The 17,270-nt window shown below is 70.7% G+C and carries 16 protein-coding genes and 1 pseudogene; 3 read left to right on the top strand and 14 right to left on the bottom strand.

What is annotated here, in order from left to right:
- Window positions 1-24: 24 nt before the first annotated feature.
- From phnE (A3862_RS12405) to A3862_RS32060, 9 genes and pseudogenes are all read right to left on the bottom strand, one after another.
- A complete protein-coding gene (gene phnE / locus A3862_RS12405; protein ID WP_075380846.1) occupies window positions 25-891 on the bottom strand; it encodes a phosphonate ABC transporter, permease protein PhnE in 867 nt (288 codons plus the stop codon).
- Window positions 888-1,769 carry a phosphonate ABC transporter, permease protein PhnE gene (gene phnE, locus A3862_RS12400; protein ID WP_043355022.1) on the bottom strand — a complete coding sequence of 294 codons (882 nt, stop codon included), beginning with the start codon at window positions 1,767-1,769 and terminating at the stop codon, window positions 888-890. Before phnE (A3862_RS12400) ends, phnE (A3862_RS12405) begins: the two co-directional genes overlap by 4 nt.
- Before the next feature lie 16 nt (window positions 1,770-1,785).
- Complete coding sequence (phnD, locus tag A3862_RS12395; protein WP_043387933.1) at window positions 1,786-2,715, bottom strand: phosphonate ABC transporter substrate-binding protein; 930 nt, start codon at window positions 2,713-2,715, stop codon at window positions 1,786-1,788.
- A 97-nt stretch (window positions 2,716-2,812) separates the two neighbouring features.
- The gene (phnC, locus tag A3862_RS12390) at window positions 2,813-3,661 is read right to left on the bottom strand and encodes a phosphonate ABC transporter ATP-binding protein (RefSeq protein ID WP_043387936.1); all 849 of its coding nucleotides are present in this window, start codon (window positions 3,659-3,661) and stop codon (window positions 2,813-2,815) included.
- Between the two features lie 112 nt (window positions 3,662-3,773).
- Window positions 3,774-4,394 carry a chloramphenicol acetyltransferase gene (locus tag A3862_RS12385; protein WP_043355958.1) on the bottom strand — a complete coding sequence of 207 codons (621 nt, stop codon included), beginning with the start codon at window positions 4,392-4,394 and terminating at the stop codon, window positions 3,774-3,776.
- Entirely contained in the window at window positions 4,387-5,073 is a 687-nt protein-coding gene (locus A3862_RS12380; RefSeq protein ID WP_043759134.1) for a DUF1045 domain-containing protein, read from the bottom strand. The genes A3862_RS12385 and A3862_RS12380 overlap by 8 nt, the downstream gene beginning before the upstream one ends.
- Before the next feature lie 27 nt (window positions 5,074-5,100).
- Window positions 5,101-6,249 carry a glycosyltransferase gene (locus A3862_RS12375; protein WP_043759136.1) on the bottom strand — a complete coding sequence of 383 codons (1,149 nt, stop codon included), beginning with the start codon at window positions 6,247-6,249 and terminating at the stop codon, window positions 5,101-5,103.
- Window positions 6,250-6,340: 91 nt separating this feature from the next.
- Entirely contained in the window at window positions 6,341-7,240 is a 900-nt protein-coding gene (locus tag A3862_RS32065) for an autotransporter outer membrane beta-barrel domain-containing protein (RefSeq protein WP_236961970.1), read from the bottom strand.
- 1,409 nt (window positions 7,241-8,649) lie between these two features.
- Window positions 8,650-9,537: pseudogene (locus tag A3862_RS32060) on the bottom strand (autotransporter domain-containing protein); the annotation flags it as partial.
- Between the two features lie 431 nt (window positions 9,538-9,968).
- On the opposite strand from A3862_RS32060, the gene A3862_RS12365 reads away from it, so the two are divergent.
- Window positions 9,969-11,597 carry an inorganic phosphate transporter gene (locus tag A3862_RS12365; RefSeq protein WP_043759139.1) on the top strand — a complete coding sequence of 543 codons (1,629 nt, stop codon included), beginning with the start codon at window positions 9,969-9,971 and terminating at the stop codon, window positions 11,595-11,597.
- A gap of 79 nt (window positions 11,598-11,676) precedes the next feature.
- Here A3862_RS12365 and A3862_RS12360 read toward each other — a convergent pair whose 3' ends face one another.
- Together A3862_RS12360 and A3862_RS12355 are read right to left on the bottom strand one after the other, a co-directional pair.
- Window positions 11,677-11,925: a hypothetical protein gene (locus A3862_RS12360; RefSeq protein WP_043385309.1), complete on the bottom strand. Its 249-nt coding sequence runs from the start codon at window positions 11,923-11,925 to the stop codon at window positions 11,677-11,679.
- Window positions 11,926-11,928: 3 nt separating this feature from the next.
- Entirely contained in the window at window positions 11,929-12,303 is a 375-nt protein-coding gene (locus A3862_RS12355) for a MucR family transcriptional regulator (RefSeq protein ID WP_269466598.1), read from the bottom strand.
- A 483-nt stretch (window positions 12,304-12,786) separates the two neighbouring features.
- On the opposite strand from A3862_RS12355, the gene A3862_RS32515 reads away from it, so the two are divergent.
- Window positions 12,787-13,062 (top strand): hypothetical protein, encoded by a 276-nt coding sequence (locus tag A3862_RS32515; protein ID WP_052083674.1) that lies wholly within the window; start codon window positions 12,787-12,789, stop codon window positions 13,060-13,062.
- Between the two features lie 35 nt (window positions 13,063-13,097).
- Entirely contained in the window at window positions 13,098-13,445 is a 348-nt protein-coding gene (locus tag A3862_RS32510) for a helix-turn-helix domain-containing protein (protein ID WP_051976161.1), read from the top strand.
- 32 nt (window positions 13,446-13,477) lie between these two features.
- Here the strand turns inward: A3862_RS32510 and A3862_RS12345 are convergent, their stop codons facing one another.
- From A3862_RS12345 to A3862_RS12330, 3 genes are all read right to left on the bottom strand, one after another.
- Entirely contained in the window at window positions 13,478-14,806 is a 1,329-nt protein-coding gene (locus tag A3862_RS12345; protein WP_043352551.1) for an MFS transporter, read from the bottom strand.
- Window positions 14,807-15,088: 282 nt separating this feature from the next.
- The gene (locus tag A3862_RS12335; RefSeq protein ID WP_043352552.1) at window positions 15,089-16,015 is read right to left on the bottom strand and encodes a hydroxymethylglutaryl-CoA lyase; all 927 of its coding nucleotides are present in this window, start codon (window positions 16,013-16,015) and stop codon (window positions 15,089-15,091) included.
- A complete protein-coding gene (locus A3862_RS12330; RefSeq protein WP_043352553.1) occupies window positions 16,012-17,205 on the bottom strand; it encodes a CaiB/BaiF CoA transferase family protein in 1,194 nt (397 codons plus the stop codon). The genes A3862_RS12335 and A3862_RS12330 overlap by 4 nt, the downstream gene beginning before the upstream one ends.
- Window positions 17,206-17,270: the final 65 nt, after the last annotated feature.

Here is a 17,270-nt window from a genome sequence, read left to right as displayed (position 1 = left end):
TCGGCGGTTTATCGGGCCGCCGGCTCAGCGCGCCGCCGGCCCGATGATCGCCCGGCGCAGGCGGGTCGAGACCCAGTCGATCGCCGCCACGGTGACGAGGATCATCAGCACCAGGAAGGCGACCTGCTGCAGCTCCAGCACGCGGATCAGCTCGGTGAGGTACTGACCGATGCCCCCGGCACCGACGATGCCGATGATCGTCGCCGACCGGGTGTTCGACTCGAAGAAGTACAGGACCTGGCTCGCCAGCACCGGCAGGACCCCGGGGATCAGCCCGAAGCGGATGCGGTGCAGGCGCGAGCCGCCCGAGGCGACGACGCCCTCGCCGGCACGCTTGTCGCAGGTCTCGATCGCCTCGGAGAACAGCTTTCCGAGCGCCCCGAAATCCGAGCACGCGATGGCGAGCGCCCCCGCGAAGGGGCCCAGGCCCACGACGTTGATCCAGATCAGCGCCCAGATCAGCACGTCCACCGAGCGCATCACGTCGAGGCCGCGGCGGACGGCGAACCGCGCGAAGGGGTTGGGCACGACGTTCCGGGCCGCCAGGAACGCCACCGGGAAGGCGAAGACCGCCGCCGTCAGCGTGCCCAGGAAGGCGATGCCCAGGGTCTCGCCCAGCGCGTGCAGGAAGGTCCAGAACTGGCCCTCCGGGGACGGCGGTAGCATCAGCACCGCGAAGGTACCGAGCCGCCCGAGCCCGTGGAGGATCCGCGCCATCGAGAAGTCGAGGCGCCAGTAGCCGAACGCCGCGAGCCCGATCAGGACGGCGAGCAGGGCGGCGAGCCGCGCCCGCCCCGGCCAGTCGGTGCGGAACTGCGCGGGGTAGCGCGCGCGCAGGCGGGCGAGGTCGGCCCGGGCCGCCGCCCGCAGAGCCTCGGGACGCGGGCTCATCGGGCCTGCTCCGCGCCGATCAGGCGGTGACGGACCCGCTCGGTGGCGAGGTCGATGCAGAACACGGTCAGGATGATCAGCACGAGGATCGCGCTCACGTCCGCGTAGTAGAAATTGCGGATCGCCACGAGGAATTCCTGGCCGATGCCGCCGGCGCCGACGAAGCCCATCACCCCGGCCCCGCGCACGTTGATCTCGAAGCGCAGCAGCGCGTAGGAGGCGAAGTTCGACAGCACCTGCGGCAGCACCGCGAAGCGCACCGTCTGGACCCAGGTTGCGCCCGAGGCCGACAGGCCCTCGACGGGCCGCATGTCGATGTTCTCGACCACCTCGGAGAACAGCTTGCCGAGCGCCCCCGTGGTGTGGATCGCGATGGCGAGCACGCCCACCATCGGGCCGAGCCCGAAGGCGATCACGAAGATCAGGGCGAACACCACCTCGGGGACGGTGCGGCACAATTCCAGGAGGCGCTTGGCGCCGACGCGCAGCAGGCGCGACCGCACGAGGTTGGCGGCGGCCACGAAGCTGAGGGCGAAGCCCGCGAGCCCCCCGAGCAGCGTCCCGAGATAGGCCATGAGCAGGGTCTCGCCCAGCAGGCCCAGCCATTTGGGCAGGCCCCAGTACCAGCTGCGGACGTCCTCGAGCGGATGCTCGAGGCTGATCGGCGGCAGGATCTGCTGGATGTAGGCGGTGAACTTGCCGATGTTCTCGGCGAAGACCAGCGGCCGCACCTCGGCGACCAAGCCGGCGACCAGGGCGAGCGCCGCCACAAGGGCGAAGCCCGCCAGCGTGCGGCGGCGCGCAGCGCCGGTCGCCGCCGCGTAGAGGCCGGAGAGGGCGGCTTCCCGCTCCGGCGACAGGGGTGTCAGACCGCGCAAGGCGGGCGGGCCCGGATCAGGACTTCCGGCGCTGCTCGTCGTTGAACCGCAGCATGTCGATGATCGGCTGGTAATCCTTGAGGGTCACCGGCGTCAGATCTTGGTCCTTGCCGTCGGAGAGGCGGTCGAAGGCGGCCTTGTCGGCCTTCGGCAGGGCCACGAAGGCGTCGCGGATCTTGGCCTTCAGGTCGTCCGGCAGGCTCGTCAGCATGGCGAAGGGCCCCTCCGGCAGGAAGTCGGACTTGAACACGACCCGGAAGTCCGATTGCTGCATCGGCGTGCCGTCGGGCTTCTTGAGCATGCCCTTGGCGGCCATGCGGGTGACCATCGTGTCGGTCTCGGAATTCCACAGGTTGGCGGCGGCGTCGGCCGTGCCCTGGGTGAGCGCCAGCACGGCGTTCTCGTGGCTGCCCGCGTAGAAGGTCTTGCCGAAGAACTTCTCCACGTCGTAGCCGGCCCGCTTCAGGAAGAAGCGCGGCGCCTGGTTGCCGGAGGTGGAGTTCGGATCGACCAGGGCGAGGTTCTTGCCCTTGAGATCCTCGACGGTCTTGTAGGGGCTGGAGGCCAGAACGTAGACCACCGAATAGTAGCCCGAGGCGCCGGTCTCGTGCTTTTGGTTGACGATCGGCTCGATCTTCACGCCGGTCATCACGGCCCGCGCGAAGGAGGCCGGTCCGTACCACGCGATCTGGATGTTGCCGGCCCGCTGGCCCTCGATCACGGCGGCGTAGTCGCTCGCCACCCGCAGCTTCACCGGCACGCCGAGCGTCTTGGTCAGGTAGGCGGTGAGCGGCGCCCAGCGGTCGGCGGTGCCCGAGGCGTTCTCGGCCGGGATCACGCCGAGCGTCAGCTCCGGATACTGGGCCTTCCAGTCCTGGGCGGCGGCCGGCAGGCCGAGGAGGGCGAGAGCCGCGGCGGCGCCGGCGAGAGTGCGTCGGGTGATCATCGTGTCGTCCTTCGTGACGGCGTAGGGCAGGAAGTTCGGCCGGCCGGAGGCCGGTCGGGCATTTCCCGAATGGTTGTTGGGGCTTGGAGGGCCCGGATCAGGCGCCGAGGGCGGCCTCGCGGACCGGCCGCGCCGGCACGAGACCGGGCCGGCCGGGCATCGCGGCCCGCTGCTCCGCCTCGCGCTGCGCGGAATCGTCCAGCACCTCGCCGGCCTCCAGGCCGTAGAGCCGGCGCGCCACGTCCTCGGTGAGGTCGAACGGTCCGCCCTCGAACACGACCCGCCCGGCCGCGAGTCCCACGAGGCGGTCGCAATAGGCGCGCGCGAGGTCGAGGGAATGCAGGTTGCACAGCACCGTGATGCCGTAGCGCCGGTTCACCTCGGCCAGCGCGTCCATCACGAGCCGGGTGTTGCGCGGGTCGAGGGAGGCCACCGGCTCGTCGGCGAGCAGGATCTCGGGCTCCTGCACGAGGGCGCGGGCGATAGCGACCCGCTGCTGCTGCCCGCCCGACAGGCCGTCGGCGCGCTGGCCGGCGAACTCGCCCATGTCGAAGCTCTCCAGGGCGGCGAGCGCCATGGCTCGGTCTTCGGCGGACCATTGCCGCAGCAGGGAACGGTAGCTTGGCACGTGGCTGAGCCGCCCCATCAGCACGTTGGTCATCACGTCGAGGCGGCCGACGAGGTTGAACTGCTGGAAGATCATGGCGCAGCGGGTCCGCCATTCGCGCAGGTCGCGGCCCCGCAGGGTGGTGACCTCACGGCCGTCGTGGAGAATGCGCCCCGAACTCGGGTCCGCCAGCCGGTTGATCAGGCGCAGCAGCGTCGACTTGCCGGCGCCCGACCGGCCGATCACGCCGACGAAGCTGCCGGGCTCGATCCGGAGCGACACGCCGTCGACGGCGCGCCGGTCGCCGTACTGGCGCGTGAGATCCTCGATAACCAGCATGCCACCATCCGCCGGGGAATGGCCGCAGGTAAACGCCGATTTCACGACGATTGGATGACGAATACAGATCGGTTATGTTTGCCGGCGCAATTCTTACATTTTGATAGCCGGCTTAAACTTCATAGCGCTCGAGGAATGCTTCGATGGGCAGGCCGCGGAAATCCGGAAGCGCCCGGCGCAGCCGTTCGTGATCCCAGTCCCACCATGCCAGGCGCATCAGACGTTCGGCGACGGCCTCGGGGAAGCGGCGCCGGACCGGTTTGGCGGGATTGCCGACAACGATCGTGTAGGGTTCGACGTCGCGGGTGACGATGGCGCCCGCGCCGACCACGGCGCCGGTGCCGATGGTGCGGCCGGGCAGGACAACGACGCCGTGGCCGATCCAGACATCGTGGCCGATCGCCACCGGGCTCGCCCGGCGCCGGTCGAAGAAGGCGGGCTCGTCGGACTCCTCCGGCCAGTAGGCTCGTGCCCGGTAGGTGAAATGCGCCTGCGACGCGCGCTCCATCGGGTGGTTGCCGGGATTGATCCGCACGCTGGCGGCGATCGAGCAGAACTTGCCGATGGTCGTGTAGATCACCTCGCAATCCTGACCGATGTAGGAATAATCGTCGAGGATCGTCTCGGTGAGGCGGGTTCGCGCGCCGACCTCCGTGTAGTGACCGAGGCGGCAATCCACGACCCGGGCGCTGGGATCGCGTGCGGGTTCGAGTCCGAGGGGACGGTCAACCACGGGGCTCTCCGAAGGGCAGGCGCGCCAGGAGCCGGAACGGGCCGGACCCGTCCTGAGTCAGGAGGCACACGGCGTCGATCACAAGGGGCTCCGGCCCCGCGGCGGCGTAGGCCTCGGACAGGCGCCGGTGCCAGGCTTCGCGCTCCGCCTCCGGCAGGGCGTCGGTCAGGGTCACGTGGAAGCGGAAGGCCTCGAACACGTACGGGTAGCCCCAGCGCGCCAGCAGCGCCCGCCCGCGCGGGTCGAGGCGCTCCGGGCGGCGCTTGGCGCGCTCGGCCTCGGTGAGCGGCGCACGGAACGGGTCGAGGGCGGCGACGCACTCGGCGGCGAAGAGCCCCAGCTCCGGCGGGGGAGCTTCCGGCACGAGGGCGAGGAACGGCCCGAGGGCGGCGACCCGGAGCGGGCCCACCGCCACCGGCGGGTGCGCGGCCGCGAGGTCACGGGTGGCGGCGACGAGATCCGCCTCCGTGGTGCCCGCCGCGAGGCGCAGCGGCGCCTTGAGGGTGGCGTGGAACCCGTAGATCCGGGCCCCCGCCGTGACGGCGGCGAGGTCGCTCAAGCCCTCCGGGTGCGGGACCGCCGCCCCCGAGACGGGGTCGGTGCCGAGGACGGACCGGCCGAAGGCCTCCAGCCGGGAACCCGGGGCGGGCAGGCAGTAGAGAGCGTAGCGGCGCGACACCTTTCGGCCTCCGATCGTCGGCCGCCGTCAGGCCGTCGGCGCGTAGGGACGCGCCTCGGCGGCCCGCCGGGGGCGCACGTCCATGGCGTTGCCCCGCCACACGATGGCGCTCTGCATCCAGGCGCCGAGCCAGATCGCCGGGATCAGGGCGTCGCGCACCAGGAAGGCCGCCAGCAGGCGGGGCGAACGGTGCCAGCCCGCGCGGATCGCGAGCCGGTGCTCGGCGGCATAGCACAGGCCGGCGAGGCCGGCAGCGCCGACGAGGCCCGTGAAGCTGCCGGCGCAGAGGGCGATGAGAAGCGCCGGCAACAGGACACCGCTGCCGATCTCGGGAGCGAAGAACAGCGGGAAGGTCACGCGGCGCAGGCGCGCCCAGCGCAGCTGCCGCGCCCAGACCTCCTGGAAGCCGCGCGGCCCGAGCGGCTGCTCGAACGGGCTCGCCACGAGGTGGACCCGCTTGCCGGCGGCCCGGACGAGCTTGGTGGCGGCCGCGTCCTCGGCGATCTCGGCCGCGAGCGCCTGCAGGCCGCCCTGCGCCTCAAGAAAGGGCTTGTGCCACAGCATGCTCTTGCCCTGCGCGAAGCCCAGCCCGAACGCCTCGGCGGCGTATTGCCAGCGGGCCTGCAGGGTGTTCAGGAAGGCGCATTCCACCTCGGCCATGAAGCTGCCCGGGCGCGCCCCGGCGGGGGTCGAGCAGACGAGGCCGGTATCGTCCCGCCACGCCGCCTGGAGCCGCTGGAGGTAGTCCGGCGGCATGGCCACGTTGGAATCGGCGAGCACCACCCAGTCGTGGACGGCGGCCCGCCAGCCCCGCAGGCAATTGTTGAGCTTCGGGTTCTCGCAGAGGCGCTCGTCGCCGAGGATCAGGCGGGCGGGCACGCGCGGATGGGCCGCGATCAGCCGCCGGACCATCGGCACGATCGGGTCCCCGGGGTCGGCCACGCAGAAGATCAGCTCGTAGGACGGGTAGTCGAGGCGGAAGCTCCGGGTGAGCATCTCCTCGCTGTAAGCCTCGATCCCGTGAAGCGGACGGACCACGGAGACGGGCGCGCCGTCCGGAAACCGCGACGGCCCGTGGCTCCGGCCGAGGCGCCGGCCCGCGACGCCGATGCTGACGATCTGGACGAGGGCCAGAAGCGCGCCGAGGGACAGGGCCGGCACCGTGGCGTCAAGCATGCGGATCCCTCGATCGATGAAGCGAGCGGTCCGGTCCGCTAGCGGCCGGACCGCGTCAGGCGTGTGACAGAGGCGACGTCGTCCGGCGTGTTCAGAACCGGAGGGTGAAGGTGCCCTTCACGGCCTGATCCTGGGCGCGGGCGCCGGTCTGGCCGGTATAGGCCACACCCAGGCTCGCGTTCGGCGCCACCGCCAGATCGAGCCCGACCTGCACCACCAGCGCGTCCCGGTCGATCGGCACGCCCGCGCTCAGGAAGGCCGGGCCCGTGCCGAACCGCAGCAGGGCCGTCGGCACCACGTCGCCGAACGCCCGCCGGTAGCCGACCAGACCCCGCAGCGTCACCGGAAGACCCAGCCCCAGCTCCAGGCCCGTCTGCGCCCGCACCCCCACGGTCGCCGCGCCCAGATCGTAGTCCCGCGCGACGCTCGCCAGCGCCGCCGCGCCCCCGGTCTCCGCGAAGGCGTCCCGCCGGATGCCGACATACGCCCCGCCGACGAACGGCTCGACGTAGGAGGCCGTCGGCGGCACCGGCACCGCGACGCCGTCCCTCGACACCAGAGCCGCCGGAGCCGGCTGGCCGAGCGCGATCCTCCAGCCGATCTCGCCGAAACCCTGCACCGTATAGCCGCCGCCATGGCCGCTCAGCGTGTCCGACAGCCCGTACAGCACCGCCCGCCGGGTGCGCGTGTCGGTCCCGGCGTAGAGCGCTCCCAGCCGCACCGACAACGGCCCGACCTCATAGCCGCCATACAGGCCGCCGAAGCCGCTCTTGAGCGTGGCGCTCTCCGCCCGGCTCGTGCCGCCGGACCGGCCGGCGCTGTCGAGATACGCCTCCGTGTAGCCGCCGACCACGCCGACGCGCAGCCCGTTCGACACGCGGACATCCGCGCCCGCCGCGAAGCCGGCGATCTGCCGGTCGAGGTTGAACGCGTTGCCGCCGCCCTCGGCCGTGCCGAAGGCGCCGAAGCCCTGGCCCCAGAGGCCGAACACCTGCGGGTCGAGGGTCCGCACCGGCACGCCCGCCACCACCGGCTGGCGCCCCGGCAGGTCGGCCGCGTAGGCGGCCGGCAGGGTGCCGTAATCGAGGCCGGTGCCGGGCTGCCCCAGCGCAGGCGGTCGAGCACCGCCTCGCGCACGAAGAACGCGGTCTCGTAGGCGGTGGACACGGTGCCGGCATGGATGTCGCCGGCCAGCGCCCGGAAGCCGGCATCGGCCTCGGCCGTGGTGAAGGCGACCGCCGCGTCGAAGAGCCGGCCCGGGCCGGCCGCCTGGACGGCGTTGGCCGCCGCCATGCCGTTGCGGCTGGTGGCTGACGCGGCGAACGGCACGTCGTTGCGGGTGAGGGTCAGGTCGACCGCGTCGGTCCGGTAGCGCAGGCCCGGGCTGAGGAAGGCGAGGTTCGCCGTCACGCCGGCGAACTGGCCCGAGACGCCGCCGGCGGCGGAGAGGATCGTGTAGGTGGTGCGCGGATTGTAGGCGCCCGAGGCGGCCAGCACCTGGACGGTGCCGCCCGACAGGGTGGCGCTGCCGGTGGCGGCGATGCGGTCGGCCTGTCCGGCGGCGTTGGCCTCGACCCGGTAGGTCGAGCCGGCCGCGAAGGCGGCATTGCCGGCGACGGTGAGCGTGCCGATGGAGTTGCCCGGCGCAACCGTGCCCCCCGAGAGCGCGCCGATCCCGCCCACCGTGCCGGAGCCGCCGAGCAGGCCGCCGGCGCCCACGAAGACAGTCCCCGCGATGGTGCCGTTGGCGTAGAGCGCGCCGCCCTGTCCGATGCCGACATCGATGCCGAGGCGGTCGGTGGCGTCCATGCGCAGGGTGCCGGTGACGTTCCCGAAATACCCGGCGGCCGCATAGAGGTCGAGGCGGCTCCAATAGCTCAGGGGGCTGCCGTAGAAGGCGGCCAGCGCGTTGGTCTCGGTGTTGACCAGGATCTGGTTGATCGTGCTGGTGGCGAGCTGGCCGTAGAGGCCGCCGGTGGGCGCGAGGGTCCGCGCGGCGGCGGTCGATCCGCCGTAGAGCGGCGCGAGCAGGATCGAGGCGTCCGGCCCGCCGGCGGGAGCCGCCTCGCGGGGCGCCTGGGCGAAGCTGAGGGTCGGCAGGCCGTAGGTGAGGCGTTGCTGGTAGGCAGCCTGGTTACCGGCCGACGGCACGTAGGGATTCCCGGCCGCGTTGGCGGCGCTGCCCGCGCAGGCGGCGACGGTGTTGCCGCACTGGGCGGCGAGGTAGGCCTGCAGCTGGCTCTGGGCCGCCACGAACTGGGCGGGCAGGTTGATCGCCGTGCCAGTCACCGCGGCGTTGTTGATATAGGCCGGGTTGGTGAAGGCCTGGGCGAGGTCGTAGGTGGCGAGCGCCCGTCCGCCGATGATGTCCAGGGGGTAGTGCACGCCCAGGACGATGCGGCTGTTGGCGTAGTCGGCCGCCCGGGCCAGCATGCTCTGGTATTGCTGCGGCACCAGCATCGCGAGCAGGATGCCGTCGGTGAACGCGTAGGTGGTGTGCCCGCTCGGAAAGGACGGGTTCGTGGCGATGCCGTTGAGCGCGGTCGGGTCGAAGGTGTTGAACCGGGCCGGCGCCGCCTGGACGGGCCGCGAGGAACCGTAGACATCCTGGCCGGCTTGCGTGTTGGTCACGCCGTAGGCGAGGTCGTAGACGCTGTTGGTCGTGTTCGGCAGCCCGTTGGCGGTGGGCAGGCTGTAGCCCGCCGGCGCCACGGCCGGCACCGCCACGTAGTTGGCCGGGGTCACGCTCGGATTGTTGGCCGCGCCGTTGGCATAGTAGTTCTTGGCGACGCCCAGGTTGTTGCCTGTGAAACCGTAGGCACCGGCCAGCAGATTGACCACGCTGCCCAGGGGTCCGCTCGCGCCCTGCTCGACCCCGCGCTGGTAGATCGGGCCGAGTTGGGCACCCAGGCCGCCGACGAGCTGTTGCGGAACGATGCCGTTGATCGGCGTCTGGGCCGGCAGGCCGCCCGCGAGATTTGCAGCCACGCCGTATGTCCCGAGCCCGGCCGAGGACAGGTCGTTGCGCGCCGAGCCCAGCAGGTTCTTGTCGCTGATCGCGAGCTGCTGCTGGGCGAGCCCCGCGGCGGTGTTGATCGCGATCGACTGCGCCAGGTTGAGCTGCAGCGTCTGCTGACCGGTCGCCGTCGTGTTGAGCGTCAGGTACGGCGCCAGCAGATTGAGGACATTGACGTCCGAAGCGGTCGTGTTGGCCGTCTGTGCCTGCGCGCCCGGTCCGAAGGCAGCGACCGCCAACGCCACGATCGAGACGCCATATCGAAATGTCATGCCAACCCCCAAAGCGCGCGGCGATTCAGCCTGCGAGCCGGAGATTTAGCGAACTCTACGCGCTCGCCTTCGTCATAATCCAGTCACAAATCTAAAAGCTTACATTTGTATCCTGCCAGCAACAGGATCAAAACTTTGCCGGCGCAAATCATATCATGACTCATCTTCGTCTTAACCTTGTAGCGCGTGCCGTCATGACATGAGGATCGGGGCGATGGCCGTCCGTCATCGCAACGGGCCCGGCACAGACCGCCCATCCTCGGCGGCCCGAACACTGGGACGGCCCGGACACTGGGGACGGGACGAAATCCCGCAAATCGCTTCGGCCGGATGCCGTTGCGCGAGGCTGGACGCGGGATCGACGTCACCCGACCGTCACGGGCACATTTTAATCCCGGCTCACCATCACGAATGATTCCGCGCGAGGGTTCATGTCCGATTCCGCCGTGGCGCCGTCGGGGGCGGTCGCAGGCCGGCAGGTAGGGGGCCCGCGCCTCGACCACGGACTGCATCTCGGCGGGGTGGTCGCCTTCCTCCTCGTGCTGGTGGCGGGCCTCGGCTACGCGGTGCTGAGCCTGATCGCGGACATGAACGCCGTCGGCGAGGCGCCCCTCGCCTACGGCGCCTTCGCGCTGCTCGGCCTCGCCTTGCTGATCGCCCTCGCCTTCGAGTTCGTGAACGGCTTCCACGACACCGCCAATGCGGTCGCCACGGTGATCTACACCCACTCGATGCCGCCGCTCGTCGCGGTGATCTGGTCGGGCGTCTTCAACTTCCTCGGCGTGATGCTCTCCTCGGGCGCCGTGGCCTACGCCATCGTGACGCTGCTGCCGGTGGAGCTGATCCTCAATGTCGGCTCGCATGCGGGCTACGCGATGATCTTCGCGCTGCTGCTGGCGGCGATCCTCTGGAACCTCGGAACCTGGGCGTTCGGGCTGCCTAATTCCTCGTCCCACGCGCTGATCGGCTCGGTGCTCGGCGTCGGCCTCGCCAACCAGTTGATGAACGGCGGCGACGGCACCGCGGGCGTCGACTGGAGCCAGGCCCTCAACGTCTTCAAGGCGCTGCTGTTCTCGCCGGTCTGCGGCTTCGTGCTGGCGGCGCTGCTGCTGCTCGCCCTGAAATTCGCGGTGCGCCGCAAGGATCTCTACGCGGCGCCGAAGGGCGAAGCGCCGCCGCCCCTGTGGATCCGCGGCCTGCTGATCCTCACCTGCACGCTGGTCTCGTTCTTCCACGGCGGCAACGACGGGCAGAAGGGCATGGGCCTGATCATGCTGATCCTGATCGGCGCCGCCCCCACTGCCTACGCGCTCAACCGCACCATGGCGGACGACACGACGCCCGCCTTCGTGCAGGCTTCGACGGCGGCGGGCGCGGTGTTCTCCGCCCGGGCGCCCGGCGCGGAGGTGCCGGACGCCGCCGCCGCGCGCCGGACCGTGACGGAAGCGCTGAAGACCAAGGACCTGAACGCGCCGCCCGTCTACGCCGCGCTGGCGGCGCTCGCGAACGACATTGCCGCCAGCGTGAAGAATTACGGCGCGATCCGCACGGTGCCGGCCGCCCAGACCCAGAACCTGCGCAGCGACATGTACCTCGCCGCCGACGCGGTGCGCGTGCTGCCGGGCTCCGGGGCCGATCTCTCGGAGGCCGACAAGGCGACCCTCAAGCGCTACGCGGGCCTGCTCAACGACGGCACGCGCTACATCCCGGGCTGGGTCAAGGTCTGCGTCGCCCTCGCCCTCGGCCTCGGCACCATGGTCGGCTGGAAACGCATCGTCGTCACGGTGGGCGAGAAGATCGGCAAGACCCACCTGACCTACGCGCAGGGTGCCTCGGCGGAGATCGTCGCGGCCGGCACGATCGGGCTGGCCGAACTCTACGGCCTGCCGGTCTCGACCACCCACATCCTGTCATCCGGTGTCGCCGGGACGATGGCGGCCAACGGCTCGGGCCTGCAGATGGCCACCGTGCGCAACATGGCACTCGCCTGGATCCTGACCCTGCCGGCGGCGATCACCCTCGCGGCCGTGCTGTTCTACCTCCTGCGCCACATGTTCTGATCCGGCGTCTGGCCGGCTGGCCGGAGACCGGGCGTCATCCCATGGGGAGCAGCCCGGTCTCCGGCTTCCGTCGGCCCCCTCAGGAACCCGCCATCGCCCGCACGAAGGCCAGGCAGGTCCGGCGCGCGGCCGGATTCTCGATCGCCACGAACGCCGAGACGAGGTCGGCCGCCTGGGCGATGGCCGCGTCGGGCCGGTCGGCATCCGGGAAGAAGCTCGCCACCGGCACGTCGAGAATCCCGGCGATGCGATACAGCGCATCCTTCGAGGCCGCCCCGGGGGGAGGCTTGTGGGTCCGGGCGGGGCCCGGGGACGAGGCGGGCACCATCACTCACCCCGCCTTGTGGCCGAGCTGGATCGCCCGGGCGATCTCGGAACGCCGGGCCGCATAGCCCGGGGCGACCATCGGGTAATCGGCCGGCAGGCCGTACTTGGCCCTGTACCGCTCGGGCGTGAGGCCGTGGGCGGTCAGGTGGCGCTTCAGGGTCTGGTAGGCGCGGCCGTCGATGAAGCTGATCAGGCCCGCTTCCTGGATCGAGGCGTCGACCTGCTCCTGGCTCAGGCCGCCTGCCCCCGAACCCGACGGGTCGCGGCGGAGGACTGCGATCGCCGAATGCACTTGGTCGATGAGAGCCGGCAGGGCCCCGACGTCGATCGCGTTGCGCGAGACGTAGGCGGCGACGATGGCGCCGACCTTCTCCAACATGAACGTTGAACGGGCTGCGCTGAGGTTATCCATAGGAGACATCACCATTGAAAGGCCTGGCACCATGCGCCTGATCCACGACTGCCGGTCGGGGTGAACCGAGACCGCAGACGTTGATCAGGGTGCCGGATCGAAGGCCGGAGAATTGCTACCTCAAGTTGATATCGCGCCAATTCTTGAGGTTGCAGATAATATACAATATGAGCGGGCCGGGGTTTGTCCGTGAGCGCGAGGTTTTTTGATCCGTCGCGCAGGGCGACCGATCCTCGAATTGGTTACCGCGGCATTCACTGTTTTCGGCCGCCAAGATCGGCATCCGAACTCATTTTCGGCGTCGGCGGCCGCCTGTCGGGCTCCAGCCCGGGACGGTTCACCGGTGCCGTCTGCCGGGTCCGGGCACGGCCGTGCGGGATCTGCTCCGCCCGACGACGTCCCGCAGCCGACCGCTCTCTTCCCCCATCCCGGCGTCGCGGGGATCGATCCGTGCAGACTCTGTTCTCAACCGCCGGTCTTCCACCGCAGGACAGCGTCCGACGGTGGCGGGAGATCATCTCCGGCCCCCTCATGACGGTCGAGCTTCGGACGCTCCAAGCAGAGCCCTTTGCGGCCAAGCGGGAACGCGCGGAGGTCGGCTCCCTCGTCTTGGTCGATCGTCAGCCGCTGGTGGTGATGACGGAGACGGACAGTCGCCGGATCCTGGATGTGCCGCGCGACCGTCTGGATCGCGGCTCGGACCGGCCCGGCTCTACACGGCCCTGACCGTCGGCGCCGATCGCGCATCCGCAAGCCTGGCAATGAGCGTCTTCAGCGAGCTGATCCGTGTCCGCGACCGTCTCGGGGCAGCCGCAGCCGCGCGCATGACGGAGATCGGCATCGACTTGATCATCGCCGGTCTCTCGGAGCCGCTGGCCCGGGAGGTGCCCCAGCCCGTCAACGGCAGCGTCGTGGTCCAGCGCGCCAAGGCCCATCTGGAAGCCGCCGCCCGGCGGCTGGCCGATCCGGCCTGCGCGCACCTGTCGATCGGCCTGCTCGCCTATGGCTGCGGCTTCGCCGGCCAAGCCCACTTCGCCCGCCGCTTCAAGGAGCGCCACGGGGCAGCGCCCCGCGCGTATCGGCAGGCGGCCCTGGTGGGCGTCCCGTAGCCCGTCGGCCCGGGACGCCCGATGCGGCCGGATCAGGCCGCCCTGTCGCTCCGGCGCAGGCTCGCCGGCATGGCGAAGAGCGCGAGCCCGGCGGCGACGAGGCAGAGCACCCCGATGCCGTACAGGGCCGGCGTCGTCGAGCCGGTCAGGTCCTTCACCCAGCCGACCATCACCGGGCTGACGATGCCGCCGAACTGGCCCAGCGTGTTGATCAGCGCGATCCCGCCCGCCGCGCCGACGCCGGTGACGAGCTTGGCCGGCAGCGTCCAGAAGGTCGGGATCGAGGCGACGATGCCGGCGCCCAGCAGGGCCAGGGCGAACATCAGCGGCACGATGTGCTTGTCGAACAGGCCGGCGCCGAAGAAGCCGAGCGCCGCCGTGATGGCGAGGCCCGCGACGAATTTCGGCCGCTCGCCAGAGGCGTCGGAGAGACGCCCGATCACGACCATGCTGATCGCGCCGCAGATGTAGGGAATCGCCGTGAGGAAGCCCACCGAGGCCGCCTGGCCGCCGCTCGCGGTCTTGATCAGGTCCGGCCCCCAGAAGTTGAGGCCATACGAGCCGATCTGGAGCAGGAAGTAGATCAGCGCGATCATCAGGAAGCCCGGCTGCCGGATCGCCCCGAGGAGCGAATGGTCGCCGATCTCGCGGTTGTGGTGGGCGATGCGGCTGGACAGGAGCGCCTTCTCGGGCTCCGAGAGCCAGCGGGCGTCGGCGATCCGGTCGTCGAGGCGCGTCAGCACGAGCAGGCCGAGGACGAGGCAGGGCAGGCCGCCCGCCAGGAACAGCCATTGCCAGCCGGCGAGGCCGCCGACGCCGTTGAGGCCGCCGAGGATGAGGCCCGCCACCGGCGCGCCGAAGATGCCCGAGAAGGCCGAGGCCACGAACATGAAGCTGGTGATCCGCCCGCGATGCGAGGCCGGGAACCACAGGGTCAGGTAGTAGAGGATGCCCGGCGCGAAACCCGCCTCCATGGCGCCGATCACGAAGCGCAGGGCGTAGAAGTGCCACTCGCTTCGGATGAAGATCATCAGCGCGGTGGCGATGCCCCAGGAGATCATGATCCGGGCGATCCAGCGGCGCGCCCCGACCCGGTACAGCATCAGGTTCGAGGGCACCTCGAAGATCACGTAGCCGACGACGAACATGCTCGCGCCGAGCCCGTAGGCGACGTTGCTGAAGCCGAGGTCGCTCTGGAGCTGGAACTTGGCGAAGCTGATGTTGATGCGGTCGAAGAACGCGAACATGTAGCAGATCATGATCAGCGGCATGAGCCGCCACGCGACCTTGCGGACGACGCTCGTCTCCGTCACCGCACCGGCCTCGACGGCGGCCGGCGAACCCGACAGGGCTGCGGTCATGGTTTCCTCCGTGTTGTTGTTTTTGGACACGTGGTGGGGGGCGCCGCCTTCGGACGGGCGGCTTGCCCCGGGTGAGCTCAGAGCCTGTTCGACTGGGCGCCTCCAACCCGCGCCCTCATCCTGAGGTGCGGCGAAGCCGTCTCGAAGGAGCCCTCCGGTCCGAAGCGCGATGCCTGAAGACCTCCTTCGAGGCCTCCGCTGTGCTCCGGCACCTCAGGATGAGGGCGCGACCGGGATCTCCCTCGCGTGGCGCGGGATCGCGGCCGCAGGGTCAACGCACTCTCAGGCGGCCTTGGCCGGCGCCGGGTGGAGATCGCAGGGGCGTCCAGCCTTGGCGACCTGGCCGGGCACGTCGTGGCCGACGAGGCGGGGCAGATCCCGCGACAGGCCGATCAGCGCCGGAAGGTCGAGGCCCGTCGGCACGCCCATCTCGTGGGCCATGCTGACGAGGTCCTCGGTGCAGATGTTGCCGGTGGCGCCGGGCGCGAACGGGCAGCCGCCGAGGCCCCCGAGCGCCGCGTCGAAGCGGCGGGCGCCCGCGTCGTAGGCGGCCAGCACGTTGGCGAGGCCGAGACCGCGGGTGTTGTGGAAATGGAGCGTCAGGCGCCCGGGGCCGACCAGCGGCAGGACCCGCGCGACGAGGCGGCCCACCTGCCGGGGATTGGCCATGCCGGTGGTGTCGGCCAGCGTCACCCCGTCGATGCCGAGGGACAGGTAGCGCTCCACTTGCGCGACGACCTTGTCGACCGGCTGGTCGCCCTCGAACGGGCAGCCGAAGGCGGTCGCCACCGTGGCGTTGGTGCTGACCGGGGCGCCGCGCACCGAATCCATGATCCGGGCGAAGCCGGCGATCGAGTCGGCCGGGCTCATGCCCATGTTGGCGCGGTTGTGGGTCTCGCTCACCGAGGCGACGAGGTTGATCTCGTCGACCTTGGCGGCGAGCGCCCGCTCGGCGCCCTTCGGGTTCGGCACCAGGGCGACGTAGACGGTCCCGGGCCGACGCCGGATCCCGGAAAAGACCTCGGCCGCGTCGGCGAGCGCCGGCACGGCCTTCGGCGAGACGAAGGAGGAGACCTCGATCCGGCTGAAGCCGGCCGCCGCCAGGGCGTCGATCAGGCGGATCTTCTCCGCCGTCGGCACGAAGACCGGCTCGATCTGGAAGCCGTCGCGGGTGGCGACCTCCTGGACGATCAGCGTGTCGCCGCTCATGCCACGGCTCCCTTCTCGCGCAGCGCGGCAATGCGCGCCGGGTCGAGACCGAGCTCGGCGAGCACGGAATCGGTGTGGGCGCCCAGCGCCGGCCCCTGCCAGCGGACCTCGCCGGGCGTGTCGGAGAGCTTCGGCACGATGCCGGGCATCTTCACCGCGGTCCCGCCGGGCAGTTCCGCCTGCAGGATCATGTCGCGCGCCTGATAGTGCGGATCGGCCACGATGTCGGCCACCGAGTAGATCCGGCCGGCCGGCACGTCGGCGGCGTCGAGGACGGCGAGCGCCTCCTCGACGGTCTTGGTCTTCGACCAGTCGGCGATGGTGCCGTCGAGCATCGCGGATTGCTGCGAGCGGCCCTCGTTGTTGCGCAGTGCCGGGTCGTCGGCGAGGTCGGGCCGGCCGATAGCCGTCATCAGGCGGCGGAAGATCGGGTCGCTGTTGCCGGCGATGACCACGTAACCGCCGTCCCGCGTCGGATAGGTGTTCGACGGGGTGATGCCCGGCAGGGCGCCGCCGGTGCGGGTGCGGACCTCGCCCAGCAGGTCGTATTCGGGAACGAGGCTCTCCATCACGTTGAACACGCTCTCGACGAGCGAGACGTCGATGACCTGGCCCGCGCCCTGTCCGGTCTTGACCCGCAGCAGGGCCATCAGCGCGCCGATGACGCCGTGGAGCGAGGCCAGGGTGTCGCCGATGCTGACGCCGACCCGCGCCGGCGGAGCCTCCGGGCTGCCGGTGGTGAAGCGGATGCCGCCCATCGACTCGCCGATGGCGCCGAAGCCGGGCCGGTCGCGGTAGGGCCCGGTCTGGCCGTAGCCCGAGATGCGGACCATCACGAGGTTGGGGTTGAGCGCCGAGAGCACGTCCCAGCCCAGCCCGAGCTTTTCCAGACCGCCGGGCCGAAAGTTCTCGACCACGACATCGGCGCTCTTGGCGAGCTGCTTGACGATGTCGAGGCCATCTGGAGACTTCAGATTGACCGCGATCGACTTCTTGTTGCGCGACTGCAGGTACCACCAGAGCGAGGTGCCCTCGTGCATCTTGCGCCACTTCCGGAGGGGATCACCCTCACCCGGGGGTTCGACCTTGATGACCTCCGCGCCGAATTCGGCCATCAGCCGCGTGGCGAAGGGCGCGGCGATCAGCTGACCAAGCTCGAGAACGCGGATACCGCTGAGCGGACCGGACACGGCTTTCCTCCATCTTTGGTTGCCTGGAAAATACGGCCGTTCCCGCCGCGAAGTCCAAACGCCAT

The organism is Methylobacterium sp. XJLW (assembly GCF_003254375.1).
Taxonomy (GTDB): domain Bacteria; phylum Pseudomonadota; class Alphaproteobacteria; order Rhizobiales; family Beijerinckiaceae; genus Methylobacterium; species Methylobacterium fujisawaense.
This window is presented reverse-complemented; position numbering and strand designations above follow the sequence as displayed.

Bases quoted from the DNA above. Each gene is read 5' to 3' on its own strand.
- phnE (WP_075380846.1), bottom strand. From the start codon at position 891: ATGAGCCCGCGTCCCGAGGCTCTGCGGGCGGCGGCCCGGGCCGACCTC.
- phnD (WP_043387933.1), bottom strand. From the start codon at position 2,715: ATGATCACCCGACGCACTCTCGCCGGCGCCGCCGCGGCTCTCGCCCTC.
- phnC (WP_043387936.1), bottom strand. From the start codon at position 3,661: ATGCTGGTTATCGAGGATCTCACGCGCCAGTACGGCGACCGGCGCGCC.
- A3862_RS12375 (WP_043759136.1), bottom strand. From the start codon at position 6,249: ATGCTTGACGCCACGGTGCCGGCCCTGTCCCTCGGCGCGCTTCTGGCC.
- A3862_RS12365 (WP_043759139.1), top strand. From the start codon at position 9,969: ATGTCCGATTCCGCCGTGGCGCCGTCGGGGGCGGTCGCAGGCCGGCAG.
- A3862_RS12360 (WP_043385309.1), bottom strand. From the start codon at position 11,925: ATGGTGCCCGCCTCGTCCCCGGGCCCCGCCCGGACCCACAAGCCTCCC.
- A3862_RS12355 (WP_269466598.1), bottom strand. From the start codon at position 12,303: ATGTTGGAGAAGGTCGGCGCCATCGTCGCCGCCTACGTCTCGCGCAAC.
- A3862_RS32510 (WP_051976161.1), top strand. From the start codon at position 13,098: ATGAGCGTCTTCAGCGAGCTGATCCGTGTCCGCGACCGTCTCGGGGCA.
- A3862_RS12345 (WP_043352551.1), bottom strand. From the start codon at position 14,806: ATGACCGCAGCCCTGTCGGGTTCGCCGGCCGCCGTCGAGGCCGGTGCG.
- A3862_RS12335 (WP_043352552.1), bottom strand. From the start codon at position 16,015: ATGAGCGGCGACACGCTGATCGTCCAGGAGGTCGCCACCCGCGACGGC.